This window comes from Akkermansia sp. KLE1798, from assembly GCF_001580195.1.
Taxonomy (GTDB): Bacteria; Verrucomicrobiota; Verrucomicrobiia; order Verrucomicrobiales; family Akkermansiaceae; genus Akkermansia; species Akkermansia biwaensis.
The window spans coordinates 94,791-108,899 of sequence record NZ_KQ971088.1 but is presented as its reverse complement, the minus strand read 5'-3'; the positions used below and the strand labels follow the sequence as shown (position 1 = coordinate 108,899).

Below are 14,109 nucleotides of genomic sequence, written 5' to 3'. Positions count from 1 at the left end.
GGGGCCGGGAGGAGGTGTCAATCATCCTTTTGGGGCGTTCCGGATATTATTCCACCTCCTGGAGATTTTTCAGCAGTCTGGCCCGTGTCTCCCTGGTGTGTTCCACTCCGGGCGTGCAGGAGTGCCCGCGGTAGAACCCTATGATTTCCAGGCGGTTTTCAATGTCCAGACCGTGCAGGTCCTCCGGTTCCGCAGAGGGATAGTTGGAGGAAGAGCCTTTCAGCATTTTAACCTGCATGGTGGCCAGATTGAGCAGGCATATCTGGATTTCATTGGTGAAGAGAAGACTGCCTTCATTCCGGCCCCCGGCAGGCCGCAGCCTGTAGATGGTGATGGCGCTTCCTCCTCCCGGGTTGATCAGGATGGAAGGGAAGACGTACCTGCGTCCATTTGCGTCCCGCACGATCAGGTCGAAGTCGCTTTCTCCAAAGAACCTGTTGGTGACGCGCGAGGAAATGAGGACTTCCGGGGCGTTTTCCTCCGGCAGGGGAATGGGCGTGGATATCAGGAACGCGGAGCCCGGAGGCAGTTCCGGCACCGGGAGGGTGATCGTGAAGAGGTCGATGATGAAAATGATGACGCCGATGATCAGAAACAGGCAGATTCCCCTGTTCCGGAGCCGGCAGGCCAGTCTGGCCGCGCTTTCTCCCGGATTCAGCGTGTCTTTGATGCCGTCACGGTGCATGTAGTGGTCAGTCAGCCGGGAGATAACGGCCAAGGCTCCCGCCAGGGCCAGCAGCCGTGCCAGCATGAAAACCGCTTCTTCCCAGGTTTCCCCCGTGCGGATGGCGGAGAAAAGGCATGAGACGAGAAAGGTCAGCACCGTCAGCAGGATGATGAACGCCAGGCAGCCGGAAGGGGCGGCGCGGACGGGAATCCATTCCCTGCCGCGTTTGCTGTAGTGGTGGAGAATCAGCGCGGCGAGCAGGAACGCGATGATGGCCAGAGTGGAATAAAAATGCTGAAACAGGTAGTCAGGCATGGAGGCTGATGATGCTTGCGCATTGTGTCTTTTGTAACTGGCTCCGCGCCCGGTTCCGGGAAAAGGGGTACGGGGAAGGGACCGCTCCGGGGTGCGGAACGGCTGGATGTGTTCCGGATTCCTCCGTTATACGGAAAAACCCGGAGGAAAGGGAAGATTGTCAGTTCCGGACCGGTTCCGCCTGGATTTTTTTGAGCTTCGCGAAGCGCGGAAGGGAGTGTTCCTTCCGCATGGACGTTTCCCCCTGGATGAGCGGAAGAACATAGTCGATGAACGGCTGCTCCATTCCGTTGCCGCGGGGATTGATCCATTCGCGCGGCACCAGTTTTTCCACGTTGGCTACGTCCGTGAGGCCGATGAGTTTGGCCTTGCAGACGTACTGCCCGTTTTCCGTGCTTCTCTCGAAAGCCACCATTTTGTCCGTCTGCCCGGCCACGGCCGCTTCCACGGCGGCCTTTCCGGCCATGTAGGCTTCGTCAATGTCCGTTTTGGAAGCGACGTGGGAGGCGCAGCGCTGGAGCAGGGAGAGTTCAATGCTCCGGACCTTGGCCCCGGTCTGCCGTTTGACGGATTCCGCCAGCATGGCGCCCAGGCCGCCCAGCTGGGTGTGGCCAAAGACGTCCTTGTCCCCTGATTCCGCGATGAAACGGCCGTCCGTGTGCCGCACCCCTTCAGAGACGGCCACCATGCAGCTTCCCTTGCTCCGGTAAATGCCGTTTACGTCCTGCCAGAATTCTTCCATGTTGAACGGAACTTCCGGCAGGTAAACCAGGTCGGGGCCGGCTCCGGCATAAGTGGCCAGGGCCGCGGACCCGGCCAGCCAGCCGGCATGGCGGCCCATGATTTCCACGATGGTGACGCGGCCCTTGTCGTACACGCGCAAGTCCTGGTGCACTTCCATGCAGGAAGTGGCTATGAATTTGGCGGCGGAGCCGAAGCCCGGACAGTGGTCCGTGCCGTAGAGGTCGTTGTCAATGGTCTTGGGGATGCCGATCACGCGGCATTCATACCCGGACTGCTGCATGAATTTGGAAATCTTGTTGCAGGTGTCCATGGAGTCGTTCCCGCCGTTGTAGAAAAAATAACGCACGTCGTACTTGCGGAATACTTCCAGAAGGCGGCGGTAGTCCGCATTGTCCACGGAGGGATCAGCCATTTTGTAGCGGCAGGAGCCCAGGGCGGATGCGGGGGTGTATTTAAGCAATTCCAGTTCTTCCGGGTCCTCCAGGGCCATGTTGTACAGGCGTTCGTTCAGCACTCCTTCAATGCCGTTGGCGGCTCCCAGCACGTGCGTAACATGCTCGCATTGCAGGGCTGTCTGAATGGCTCCCAAAGCGCTGGCGTTGATAACGGCGGTAGGTCCGCCGGACTGCCCGATGATGCATGCTCCTTTTAATGCGTTCATGGAGGAATGTTGGATGAGAGAAGTGCCTGTTTTCGCCTCCGCCGCCGTGTTTCCGCGCCGGGAACAAAATCAAGTTTGACCCTATCCGCACCCCGGAGGGATGTCAAACATTATCAGCCTCCGTGGTTTTTCCCCGGAATGCCGGAAAATGCGGGATATGGCGGGCGCCGGGATTTTTCCGTTCATTTTTCAGAGCGGGGTAAAGCATTCGCCAAGGGAGGATGTCGCAGGGAAACGGATAAGAGCGTTCTGTGCGCTGTATCATGCCCCGATCCCGGAAAGCGGAGCATGATGGATACGGGGAATTTGCCGCCGTATGCGGAAGGAAGACGGATGCCTTTTCTCTCTTTTCAATAGCCGCCGGGGACGTCCGTTGAATTGCCCGGCTTTTTGCGGGAACGAAAGCAACGCAAGACGGTCACGAGGATGCCGGGACGGGACGCTGGATGACGGACTGCCCCGGATGGAGTTCCGGAATGACGGAGATGCTTTTGAGGTGCTTGCCGGAGATCAGGGAACGGAGCATCCGGATGAGCTTGTGGACCGTTTTGGTGGAATTTTCCTCGTAATAGGTAATGGCGGGAAACAGCCGTTCCATGAAAGGCTCATACGTCAGGCTTACCAGGCTGAGCTGGCCGGGGATGCTCAACTGGCGGGCCTCGACGTAGGAAAGGATGGGAATGATTTGGTTGCCGCGCGTAGCCACCAGGGCGGACATGTCCGGGTGTTCCGTGAAAGCCCTGGTCAGGTGTTCGAAGAAAGCAGGGGTTTCAAATGGAGTGGGAATCAGAACGGGATTCCAGCCCTGTTCCGAAAAACCGAAGAAGCCTTTCTGCATCAGGTGGTGGCCTTTCAAAGGATCCGGAGGGAGGCATAACCCTACGGTTCTGTGCCCCTTGTTCCACAAATGCCGTGCCGCATGATGGGTGGTCGCGGCCCAGTGGCGGTCCAGATAGGGCAGGTTGCTGCTTTGATAGGAAGTGCCGCGGACAATGCAGGGAATGCCGTGTGTCTTGAACCAAAGCTGGGATTGCTCCGAGGAACGGTGAAGAATCCAGCAGACGCATTCCGATTTGCCCACCAGCTTGGCAAGCCGTTTGTCCGGATTGTTGCCCAGAAGCCAGGGGGCTTCAAAGATGCGCACGCTGATTCCGTCCTCCTCCAGAATTTTCAGGATGGTATACACTTCCACCAGGACGCTTTGCGCCAGTCTTTTGATTGGCTGAGACGTCAGAAAGCCAATGGTGGCTTTCTTTTCCTGGATGGGGAAGGAGGAGGCGTCCGGCCCCATGTTGTCTGCGGCGGCTTTCAGAATACGTCTTGGCACCTTGATCCGTGCCGGGGCAATCCAGTTTTCCTTCTCCAGAATGGTCAATGCCTTTCTGACCGTCTCCCGACCCACGGATAATCTGTTGCCCAGTTCCCGCTCGCCGGGCAATACGTTGACCAGGCTTCCGCTGAGAATCATTTGCTTGATTTTATTGGCCACATTTTCTGCCAGTGAAAGGGCTGGTGCTGGATTCATATATTCTTCTAGTACGTCTTGAAACACGGGAATTCGAGCCATTTGTTGAGCCTTTCCGGCCGGAAAGGTTCGGCTGCGCCGTCCGCATATTGATAAGACATTCTATCTCTGTTAAATATTCAGATTATTGTGAAGTCTGGTCTTTTTTATTCGGAGGAGGATGTCCGGGCACTTCCATATAGTGTTTTTGTTGAACGATTTATAATGCCTCCTGAAACAGTCGGGAATGAAGGAACATGTTTTTTATATTCTTATTACAAGCATATTATAACTATTTGTCCGTGATTTGCGTTTTTATATGCGGAGACAGTCCCGTTTTGAACGATTTCCGAACATGGCTTTCTAAAGGATTTGCACGGTCCGCCTTTCAAGTTGAATATTCCTGGATGAGGATTAAAGGAGCACTGCACGTCCATACCTGGTAAGGCTCCGATGGGACGGCTTGAGATGAAGGGCCGAGTTGTTCCGATACGATGTTTTATGCAAGTATGGGGTTGTCCGGCCACAACTGGCATCTGCCATCTGTCCTGATTGAGCTTATGTTTGTTCTATTCGGTTCTTTCAGTATTTCCACAGGGAAGCACCGCTGTTCCTCCTGATGGATAATCTCCGGGAAGATTCTGCATGAAGCTATTGCCGGAATTGTGAAGTGATTGGATGATTGCCGCATCTGGGGAAACCTTACGTGTCTGATTGGAATAAATAAATGAAGGTACATCATTCGTGCTGACGTTTTATGCAGGATGATATTTCCTAAAAAGAGGCAGAAACTTTTAATGAAATGGTGTCCTTCATTGCCATTTTCTCCGATGAATGAAAACTGCCCCTGGGTTGTGAACGGTAAGGCAATGAAGTATTCGACTCATTCATAGACAATAATCAAAGAATAATCATGAATAAAATTACTTCTACCGACAGAAGTCTCGCGGCATCTCAGAATGAACTGAATGGGCCTATGGAGAATGGCAGCCCCCATGTTACAGCAGAAGAATGTACCGCGTGGAATGGCCAGGCTTCAATGAATATCGAGGGAAATTTGAGTGCAACTCAGGATGGTCTTGATGAGCATGCCGGGAACAAGGCTGTTTACCCCACGGAAGAAGATACCGCGCGGGCCGCCAAGGCAAATACTTACGCAGTTGATTCCAAATCAGCTATGGCAGCTTCTAATACGTATGTCGGGCATACATCCATTTATATCACAGACGAAGAACGTAAAATGTGGAATGCCAAGCAGGATGCTCTTGTGAACGCTTCCGGCAATATGGATTTTGCGGGTAATCTCACGGCCCGTGGGGGCATCGACATTCCCCTCGACGTTTCCCCCATTACCTCCACCAGCGGCATCAACAGGTTGCTGGCTTCCGGTCTGTCTGTCGTTTCCGAGGCGTTCAGTCCTCAATCCTACTTGTCGTCTTTCAAAACTTATGGGGACAACGTATCTGTGCAACAGCCCGTTCCGGGCATGTGCTGGCAGTTGTTTAATTCGGCTTCGCCTCTCGCTCCAGTTCCAGGGACGGTTGAGGTTAATTATTTATCTCCGTTTGTTGGAGTTAACAATTATTCGGGCTGGCGGGGATTTTTGCTTCCTGTCATGCTTGGTACCAACGGAGAACGAACGCCACGTAAGTTAACATTTTATGTCGGTTCCTTATCTCTATCCGAATGTGTGGTATCTACAGCAGCGGATATCGACACTTTCACCGTCAGTCCCAAAAACGGGACGGGTTTTCCTTTTGCCCGTATTTTTGACGTAACGTTTTATATGATTAAAGATTCAACACTTTCTCCCGAAGGGTATCCGGTGAGGGTGCGTGAGTTGATTTACGACAAGGAAAGCGCCCGATATATGCTCCATACTACTGTATCTGTCATTCCTTCCTTCAATACCAATCCGTCCTGCAATATGTTCATATCCTATCAGCAGGCAAATTTGTCTGCGGCCAATCCTGCCGGATTATGGATAGGCAGCAATGGCTATGATGGGCAAAGATTATTGAGGATTGCTGATTTGCACGCAGTGAGAGATACATTTGGCTATATGGGTAGGAATAACATCTATTGGGATTGTGGCGCAGGGATGATTTATCTTGGCGCACTCCGGCATATTGTGGCCCCGGGCAATAGTCAGCCCAATGGGGCTTATTACGCTTTCAAGTCATTGGAAACCAGATTGATCCAATCAACTTCAACGGAAGAGTTTATACCTTACGAATAAGGCAGGGATTCAGATATGATTCTCTTTCTGCGGAGAGAGGGCAAGTTTTAACTTGCCTTCCCTCTACGGTGACGCGGAGGGATACGCGCATGCCAGTTTTCATCCTCCGGGTGGCATTCCCGTCCAGGGACTATTTGGTTTTTGTGGATGGATGGCAAAGGAGAGAATGGTATCAATAGTATGCTCATTTTGCCAGGTGCATCATGAGTTTTATGAGTTCGTTCTCTTGCTCGGATTTGCACAAATGATTTATGAGAAGTTTAAAAAATAAAAACCCGCCTCGCAGGAGACAGGTATTTTAGATGATTTTGGTACCGACGGTGGGACTCGAACCCACACTCTTTTGGAACTCGATTTTGAGTCGAGCGCGTCTACCATTCCGCCACGTCGGCATGTGCAGTGCGGGGATTAAGCATCAACCGCCGGGGAGAGTCAAGAATTTACTGTGGAATGAATGTGGGGCCGTTCCGGAAAAACGGAGGGAATCCGCCGTGGATTCCCTCCGTGTGTCTTTTCAAATAATCAGAACGAGTAGCGCACGGTGGCGGTGACGCTCTGGTTGGTCATGTTTTCCCGGCATTCCAGGTGGTAGAAGGCCCCGGCGCTCCAGGCGCCGGAGATGGCCCAGTTCAGCCCGGCGTTGATGATGAGGGCGTGGCGTCCGGGATGGATGCCATCCACCCGGAACGCGCTGCCGAACGCATCCGTTTTCACGGATGCGTTCCGTCGGGAGACGTCTCCCGCGTACGCGACAGTCGCTTGAGGCATAATAATTTGTCCTTTGCCAACTGCGATTTGTTTTTGCCAGGTGAAGCCGACGGGAATGCTCCAGTTTTGTACGGAACCGTCTCGGTACCAGGCGGCGCCGGAACCGGAACGTTCCCCGAAGGAGCCTTGGGAACCGTGCAGGAATTCGATTCCTGCGAAGGGCTTCAAGATATCCGTGTTACTGAGCCGGATGTTCCAGGTCCCTTTCAGGCCGAAGCCGTAAACGTCATCGTTCCAGGAGGCTGTAGTGGGGCTGTCTCCCAGCGTGCCGTCCGCGTCGTTGTCCATGCGGCCATAGGTGAAGTAGCCGTCGATGTCCAAGCTGTTTCCCTCGCGCAGGTCGCGGTGGTAGCGCTGGTAGAGCGCGAGCATCAGCCCGTCCTGGTCCGCCTTGAACTGCTTGTCCGCAGAGTGGAAGGAGCCGAAGGTCTGGCCGAAGGCCGCCCCGGTAGTCCAGCCTTTTACGCAGGAGTAGTCCATGCCCAGGGCATAGCCGCCACCCTTGTAGTCAAAGCCGGAGATTCCTGCGGATGAGGATACGTTCATAAAGTCCCCCAGGCCGGAGAACCAGACGTTGCGCCTGCCCGGACCGCGGAAGTCAAGTTGGGAGGCCGCCGTATGGGCGAAGCTGTCCACCACCCGGACGGAGGACCACAGCGTGTTGGCGATGCGGGAGGCTTCCTGCCCGCGCAGGGCTTTCACGGCGTCCAGATTGATTTTCCCGTTGAAGATCAGGTGCAGTCCGTCGGCGGATACGGTGAAGCCGGTGTCCGTAACCAGGTCGGTGCGTCCTTTCAGCGTGGGGGCGATGCCGGTCAGGTCCCACAGGTCTCCGTCCGGATCAATAACGGTGCCGGGATCCAGGTTGACCAGGGACAGGGAGAAGCTCTGTTCCAAGTTGAAGAGCAGATTGTCCCCGATGACCACGTTGACGTGGGCTCCGTCCACATAATAAGTGGAAGAGACGTTCAGTTGGGAATAGGTGTCCGCACCGGTATGGGCGGCGTCTGCCGGAGTCGTTCCGTTGACGAAGAACGTGAATTCCTGCACTCCTCCCCAGGCGTTGAGGCCTCCTTCATAGTTGTGGCAGCCGGCGGAGGATTCTCTGCCCAGAACCAGTTCACTGCCGTAGTATTTGACGAGTCCCTTGAAGGTGCCGGAGCCGGATATGGAAGAACCGCTGTTGGTTTCCACGGCGGACAGGACGGTGGAGCCGTTCAGCACCAGGTGTCCGGGAACGTCCGGACGGGCGAATGATTCCCCCAGGGTGACGGTTCCGCCTTCCACGCCCAGGCTGGCATCCCTGCCGTCCAGAATGAGGGTGGCGTTGTTCGTGATGGCGACGTTTTCCGCCTTGTAGGAGCCGCCGGCGACAATCGTGCCGTCCCGGGCGGTGACGTTGAGATTCCCGAAGGCTCCTCCGTTTGCGGCGGAGGCATGATAACCGGCCGTGCCGGAGTTTTCCCAGTTCAGGGTTTGTTCTTCCGACAGCGTGAGCTGGCCGGAAGTGCCGCTGACGGAGCTGGAAGAAATGACGGCGTCCGACTGGCTCAGATCCGCTTCACCGCCTTCCAGAACGATGCCATGTTCGGGCAGGTCCTGTCCGATGATGACTTTGGATCCTTCCCCTATATGGATGCTTTCTCCGGGCTTCACGATGACGGGAGCGCCTTCACCCAGGAATACCTGGCCCTGGAGGCGGTAGGTCATGTGGTAGTTGTCCAGGTCAAAGCCGCCAACCTTGGGGGTGTACATGTCCTTGATGCCCTGCCTGATCTGGTCCAGCGTGACGACCCAGGCGGTATCCGTGGTGTTGAGTACCGTGGTTCCCACCGTAGCGTTTTCGGCCAGGTCCAGATTGATGTCCAGACCGTTGGTTCCCACTTCCAGGGCGGTTCCCGCTGCATTCTGCACCAGGGTTCCGCTGATCAGCGTCATGTCTTCCGCAATGGTAAGCGTGCCTGTTCCGGACAGGGTGCCCAGATTGTTGACAAGGGCGCCGTCACGGAGAATCTGGGAGTTCCCGGTCAGGGTGGCAATGGAGCCGTAGGCCACATTGAATTGATTGACCAGTCCGGCGGCTTTTTCCGTGGAGATGGTCCAGTTTGCCTCATTGTCTGCACTGCCTACGTTGAGCGTAACGGAGGAGTGGTGGGTGGCGGTATCCGACTTGTTGGTGTTGACGGTCGTCCGCACCGTGTAGTCGAACAGTCCGGGATCGCTTCCCGTGCCGGAGAGCAGCGTGATGGTATCCACGGAGCCTTCCTTGCCGGAACCGCCCAGTTCCCAGATGCCGGTGATAGAGGCGCCTGCGTGGACGGTGATGTTGTCCGCGGTGTTTTCCGTAGAGAAGCCGGAGCCCGTATAGGAGCCGCTGTACAGGGCATAGGCCGTTCCGCCGTCTCCCGTTGCCGCGGCTTCAACCATACCGGTGGATCCGATGGTTGTTGTGATACCGGCGCCGCCCATCAGGGCTGCGGCCGTGCCGCCGGAGGTTGTCGCGCTGACGGTTCCGTTGATGGTACCTGTGGTGAGGGAGAATTCAGCCAGCAGGCCGTGGGCCGCCGCGTTTCCCGTGGAGGCGGCGGAAATGGCGCCGCCGATATCGCCCACGGCCAGGGAGCCTGTGGCGGAAGCCCCGGCGGCCGTACCGGCCATGGCCTCGGCCCGAATGGTTCCGGCTACGTTGCCGATGGTGATGTTGGAATGGGTTTGGTTGCCTGATTCCTCTCCCGCGTAGATTCCATAAGCATCCATGCCGCCGGAGGCGGCGGTAATGGCTCCCGCAGCGCTGATGTTGCCCAGCGTGATGTTTTCCCTGGCCTCAATGCCGAGAGCGGAGAATGTCCCGCCGGCATCAGTGGATCCGGAATTAGCGGTGATTTGTCCGTCGATTTGGGAAATATTCACTCGTCCGTAATTGGACTGGATGCCTCTGGCTCCATATCCGGAAGTTGTCACTGCGGAGATGCTGCCGGTAGCCGAGATGGTGCCGATTTCGACATCCTTGTAGCGCGGTCCCTGGTAGTCCATGGTGTTTCCGTAGGAATACAGTCCCCTCGCAAAGTTCCCGGTACCCAGGGTGACGGAAATTTGCCCCGCAAAGGTGCCGATATCCAGTCCACCCTGGTAGGCATAGATGCCGTTGGACGAGAAGTTGGCCGTAATGGTCATGACGGAGGATTCCGCCATGGTTCCGATGTTGATCATCTTGCCGTAGCTTCTGATGCCCGTGGCATTGGTATTGGCTGCGGAGACGTTGAACTTGCCGGCGATGGTGCCGATGTCCAGGCTAGCTCCCGATGACGTATCAATGCCAAAGGCATTGTTTCTGGTGGAGGAAACGTTGAAAACGGCTTCTTCCGCAATCGTGTCTATGCTGAGGGGATCGGATTTGCCCCAAATTCCGCGTACGTTGCTGGAACCGGTCACATTGATGGTGGCGGAGACCGTTCCCAGAGCCGGGTCTGATGCGGTTCTTTCCACTGTGGCGTCACGGGTTCCTTCCAGGTTTTCCCTCCCGGCGTCCTGTGCGTGGACCGGGGCCAGCATGCCAAGGCAGGCCAGAGTCATGGCCACGGCCTGCATTTTATGCCTGGCGTGGCAGGAGTCCGGTGCGGCGTGCGTGCCGCAGGAGGGAAAGTCCGCAAGAGCGGGGGAAATCCCGGCCGCCAAGGGGGCCGGGCCATCATGGTCTGCTCCGTTCAAGCGGAGCGTTTTTAATGAATGCATGTGTATGGTCTGAATGCCGGAATACTCGCCGACGGTTCATAAATACTTCGAGGCTGGCGATCTGGCTCATTGCCCGGTTGTATTCCGGACAACATACAGTGGCGGTACCGCTCCGGATTCACACCGGATTCCCCATTTATTTCCTGCTCGTGCCGCGAGCTTCCCGGAAGTGCCTCCCGTATTTACGGAGGCAGGGCATGCCTAACATACCGTGCCGCGGCTGTCAATGGGAAGTTGTACGGCGTCCGGAGGGTCGGTTTCTCTTGTCATGAAACATCGCCGTGGTAAAATCACTTATCCAATTTTGGCGTTTTATTGTTTTGTCAATGGAATAAAAGATAATGAGTTATTCAATCTTCTCTCCTGCTTCCGCACCGTATTTATCCGGTGCAGGTAATGGAATAAAGCCCAGAGATGCCTGGGTGGATGTCATGCGGGTTCTGTCCATGCTTTTCATTATGATTCAGCATGCACCCATGCATTACTTCCCCATGGCCTGCATGACCCGTGCGGGCGTATTTTTCTTTTTTATGGCGGCGGGTTATTTCCTGGCCCGAAAGTATGCCGCCGCCTCTTCACCGGTACCCTGGCTGAACTGGAAAAAGGCAGCTTTGATTTTATGCGCCTATGTGTTTTGGATTTTTGTTTCCATGGTTGTTTTCGGATTTCCTTCCACCCTGGCGGGGTGGGTGGCAAATATGGGAATCGGGCGCGTTCCGCTGGGAGGAGTTTTATGGTTCCTGAGGGATCTGATGGTTTTTGTGCTGATTTCGGGCATATTGTTCCGGATTCCGAAGGGCTGTCTGGCCGTTCTCTGCATGGCTTCCCTGATTTTGTTCAGTACGGAGTATTCTGACAGCCTGTGGTTTTATCACAGGGACATGGCTTGCAATGTCATTCATCCCAGAGGATTGGGCGCATTTGCCCTGGGCATGCTTTTAAGCCGCTATTCCCTTAAAGAGTTAAAGGATATGGTTGGGAAGGTGTGGGTGTATGTCCTGATTGTTTTTCCGGCCGTTTTTGCATGGGAAGTGTACAACAGGGTTCATGAGTCCGCGTTGTTCTTCTGCATGGGCGTGCTGTGGATGGCTTCGTGTTCCTTGCTGGCGACGCGGTATTTGCCCAGGATTTCGTCTTTTTGCGCGCGCCTTGGGCCTTCCATCTTTTTTGTGTATGCCGCCCATATCCTGATGTATCAATTCCTGATTTGGCTTGGATTGCCGGAGGGGAATTATTGGATATGGGGGCTGGCTGTTCCCGCGGTTTTTCTTACTCTCAGCGGCGTGTATTTCCTGCTGGGCAGGATTTGTCCGGGAGTATTGAGGTATATTGCGCTGAAGAGTTGAGCATCCGTCACTTTTTCACGGTGACGGGGAGCCCCGCCACCATGAAGTAGACTTCATCCGCGCTTTTTGCCAGAAGCTGGTTGGCGATGCCCAGGCCGTCGCAGTAGTGGCGCGTTTCCGGGTCCGGCTGGACGATGCCCATGCCGGTTTCCGAAGAGACGAGCACCCACGGCACGGGAGACCGGGAGATGAGTTCCTTCAATTCTTCTATTTCCCGGACCAGGGCATCCTGAAACGGAAGGTATTCCGCAGGGTTCTCCTGGTTGTACAGGATGTTGGAGGCAAGCAGGGTGACGCATTCCAGAATGACGCCGTCCACCTGTTCCAGCAGACCGGATGCCTGCACGGTGGCGGCCACGTTGCGCGGGCATTCCAGCGTGGGCCATTCCTGCGGGCGGCGTTCACGGTGCTTGCGGACGCGGTATTCCAGGGAGCCGGAGCCGGACCAGACTTCCGCCGTGGCAATGTACAGGATTTTTTCCCCGAATCCGGAGGCGATTTTTTCAGAGTACTGGCTTTTGCCGCTTCTGGTGCCCCCTACGACGAGCGTCATGCGGGGGCGGGAGGTGTCAGTGTTTGGAGACATGGCGTTGATAGGATTCCAGCATGGTCTGGTGGGAGTTCAGGAAGTCATCCAGACTGAATACTTCCAGCGTGATAAGAGGGGTGAAGCTGATGTCCCACATGGGGTGGAGCAGGGCGTCCAGCACAGGGGCGGGCATGTGGTGCAGGGATTTATGGTCCCTTTTTTCCAGTCCGTGCAGATGGCACATGCGGATGTCTGGCAGCCAGAGGGGAAGGAGTTCCTCCGGTTTCAGCCCTTCCTTCCAGACATGGCCGATGTCGAAGCAGCGGGAATGTTCCGTGGCGGCGACCAGCCCGTCCAGATAGTCCGTCGGATGGCGTTCCAGGTTTTCCAGGGCCAAGTATTCCGGGGCGGGCAGATAGGGCGTGATTTGCTCCAGGGAGCGGAGGATTCTTTCCGTTTCCTCCTCCGTCAGGTGCGGACGCATGTCCGGTCCGGGGATGTGGTCTGTGACCACGTGCATGACCCAGGTATGGGGTTCCAGTTCCCGGGTGAGTTCAATGGTGCGGATGATGTTTTCCGTGTATCGGCGGGAGGATTCGGGCGTGGCGAATCCCCCGTCCGTCGGCAGGTGGATGTTCCACGTTATTCCAGCGTCCCTGGCGATGCGGCCCAGTTCCCTGATTTCCGCGGGGGTGATGAGGCTTTCCCCCTTGCTGCCCGCCTCCAGCAGGAGCAGGGCGATGTCGTCCGCATAACGGACGCATTCCCTGACGGCGGGAACGTAGTAGTCCGGGATGATGAAGGAGGTGCAGCCGATGTTAAGGCCGGGAACGCGGCATTTATGCGGGGTCATAGGGCGGTGCAGAAGGTAAGCAGTACAATCCATTCCGTGCATTCCACGGTGCAGCCGAATACGTCCCCGGTGACGCCGCCCAGCCTGCGCCGGGCATACAGGAGCAGGGCCAGGGATGCGGCCAGGGCGGCCCCCAGGGCATACAGGCCGGACCAGCCTGCCAGGACGCAGGCACCCAGGGTGACGGCGGCGGCAATCAGGGCGTGGACGGGGCGCGTGCCCTGCCTGAAGGCTTCCCCCATGCCGCCGGGTCGCGCACCGGGAAAGCGCATGGCGATGAAGATCTGGCTGCGGGCCAGGAGTCCGGCCAGGATGCAGGCCGTGAGCAGGAGAAGCCATGAACCGGAGGCCGCCAGCACGGTCAGGGCGGCCGCCTTGAAGGCCAGATTGAAGAAGAGGGCCGTGCCGCCGAAGGTTCCCAGCCGGGAGTCTTTCATGATTTCCAGCCTGCGTTCCCGCGTGACTTCCACCGGGAGGCCGTCCCCGCAGTCCGCCACGCCGTCCAGATGCAATCCCCCTGTGACGGCCACCCAGCAGGCGCAGCCGATGACCCCGCAGAGGAGGGGAGGGAAGAGAAGGGAAGAAATGAAGGTGAGTCCTCCGACCAGCCCGCCCACCACAATGCCGACCAGCGGAAGCCATGCGGAAATTCCGTTCAGGTCGTTTTGCAGGGGCCACGGCCCCACGGGCAGGCGGGTCAGGAAGCCGAAGGCGGAGCGGATGGCGGTGATGACGGTCATCTGGGGAGTTA

9 protein-coding genes, 1 tRNA gene and 1 riboswitch are annotated in these 14,109 nt (G+C 56.5%); of the genes, 2 read left to right on the top strand and 8 right to left on the bottom strand.

Annotated features, from left to right (window positions below; translation table 11 throughout):
- Positions 1-46: 46 nt before the first annotated feature.
- The 3 genes from HMPREF3039_RS09140 to HMPREF3039_RS09130 form a co-directional block, all read right to left on the bottom strand.
- Positions 47-982: a hypothetical protein gene (locus tag HMPREF3039_RS09140; RefSeq protein WP_067569987.1), complete on the bottom strand. Its 936-nt coding sequence runs from the start codon at positions 980-982 to the stop codon at positions 47-49.
- 160 nt (positions 983-1,142) lie between these two features.
- On the bottom strand, positions 1,143-2,387 hold the full coding sequence (locus HMPREF3039_RS09135) for a 6-phosphofructokinase (RefSeq protein WP_067569986.1): 1,245 nt from the start codon (positions 2,385-2,387) through the stop codon (positions 1,143-1,145).
- A gap of 418 nt (positions 2,388-2,805) precedes the next feature.
- Positions 2,806-3,912 carry a GntR family transcriptional regulator gene (locus HMPREF3039_RS09130; protein WP_167506785.1) on the bottom strand — a complete coding sequence of 369 codons (1,107 nt, stop codon included), beginning with the start codon at positions 3,910-3,912 and terminating at the stop codon, positions 2,806-2,808.
- A gap of 892 nt (positions 3,913-4,804) precedes the next feature.
- On the opposite strand from HMPREF3039_RS09130, the gene HMPREF3039_RS09125 reads away from it, so the two are divergent.
- Positions 4,805-6,130 carry a hypothetical protein gene (locus HMPREF3039_RS09125; RefSeq protein ID WP_067569982.1) on the top strand — a complete coding sequence of 442 codons (1,326 nt, stop codon included), beginning with the start codon at positions 4,805-4,807 and terminating at the stop codon, positions 6,128-6,130.
- A 309-nt stretch (positions 6,131-6,439) separates the two neighbouring features.
- Here HMPREF3039_RS09125 and HMPREF3039_RS09120 read toward each other — a convergent pair.
- Together HMPREF3039_RS09120 and HMPREF3039_RS09115 are read right to left on the bottom strand one after the other, a co-directional pair.
- Positions 6,440-6,522: transfer RNA gene (locus HMPREF3039_RS09120), tRNA-Leu, on the bottom strand.
- Between the two features lie 130 nt (positions 6,523-6,652).
- On the bottom strand, positions 6,653-10,573 hold the full coding sequence (locus HMPREF3039_RS09115; RefSeq protein ID WP_167506786.1) for an autotransporter outer membrane beta-barrel domain-containing protein: 3,921 nt from the start codon (positions 10,571-10,573) through the stop codon (positions 6,653-6,655).
- A gap of 90 nt (positions 10,574-10,663) precedes the next feature.
- A riboswitch (cobalamin riboswitch) is annotated at positions 10,664-10,822 on the bottom strand.
- Positions 10,823-10,971: 149 nt separating this feature from the next.
- Here HMPREF3039_RS09115 and HMPREF3039_RS09110 point away from each other — a divergent pair.
- The gene (locus HMPREF3039_RS09110) at positions 10,972-11,976 is read left to right on the top strand and encodes an acyltransferase family protein (RefSeq protein ID WP_082770204.1); all 1,005 of its coding nucleotides are present in this window, start codon (positions 10,972-10,974) and stop codon (positions 11,974-11,976) included.
- A gap of 7 nt (positions 11,977-11,983) precedes the next feature.
- On the opposite strand, the gene HMPREF3039_RS09105 is transcribed toward HMPREF3039_RS09110, so the two are convergent.
- From HMPREF3039_RS09105 to cobS, 3 genes are read right to left on the bottom strand one after another with little or no spacing between them, the layout of a single operon-like run.
- A complete protein-coding gene (locus HMPREF3039_RS09105) occupies positions 11,984-12,562 on the bottom strand; it encodes a bifunctional adenosylcobinamide kinase/adenosylcobinamide-phosphate guanylyltransferase (RefSeq protein ID WP_067569976.1) in 579 nt (192 codons plus the stop codon).
- Complete coding sequence (cbiR, locus tag HMPREF3039_RS09100; protein ID WP_067569974.1) at positions 12,546-13,358, bottom strand: cobamide remodeling phosphodiesterase CbiR; 813 nt, start codon at positions 13,356-13,358, stop codon at positions 12,546-12,548. Before cbiR ends, HMPREF3039_RS09105 begins: the two co-directional genes overlap by 17 nt.
- Positions 13,355-14,098 carry an adenosylcobinamide-GDP ribazoletransferase gene (gene cobS / locus HMPREF3039_RS09095; RefSeq protein WP_067569972.1) on the bottom strand — a complete coding sequence of 248 codons (744 nt, stop codon included), beginning with the start codon at positions 14,096-14,098 and terminating at the stop codon, positions 13,355-13,357. The genes cbiR and cobS overlap by 4 nt, the downstream gene beginning before the upstream one ends.
- Positions 14,099-14,109: the final 11 nt, after the last annotated feature.

What these genes read in the sequence shown, in the direction of transcription:
- HMPREF3039_RS09140 (WP_067569987.1), bottom strand. Translation starts at nt 982, where the DNA reads ATGCCTGACTACCTGTTTCAGCATTTTTATTCCACTCTGGCCATCATC.
- HMPREF3039_RS09135 (WP_067569986.1), bottom strand. Translation starts at nt 2,387, where the DNA reads ATGAACGCATTAAAAGGAGCATGCATCATCGGGCAGTCCGGCGGACCT.
- HMPREF3039_RS09130 (WP_167506785.1), bottom strand. Translation starts at nt 3,912, where the DNA reads ATGAATCCAGCACCAGCCCTTTCACTGGCAGAAAATGTGGCCAATAAA.
- HMPREF3039_RS09125 (WP_067569982.1), top strand. Translation starts at nt 4,805, where the DNA reads ATGAATAAAATTACTTCTACCGACAGAAGTCTCGCGGCATCTCAGAAT.
- HMPREF3039_RS09110 (WP_082770204.1), top strand. Translation starts at nt 10,972, where the DNA reads ATGAGTTATTCAATCTTCTCTCCTGCTTCCGCACCGTATTTATCCGGT.
- HMPREF3039_RS09105 (WP_067569976.1), bottom strand. Translation starts at nt 12,562, where the DNA reads ATGTCTCCAAACACTGACACCTCCCGCCCCCGCATGACGCTCGTCGTA.
- cbiR (WP_067569974.1), bottom strand. Translation starts at nt 13,358, where the DNA reads ATGACCCCGCATAAATGCCGCGTTCCCGGCCTTAACATCGGCTGCACC.
- cobS (WP_067569972.1), bottom strand. Translation starts at nt 14,098, where the DNA reads ATGACCGTCATCACCGCCATCCGCTCCGCCTTCGGCTTCCTGACCCGC.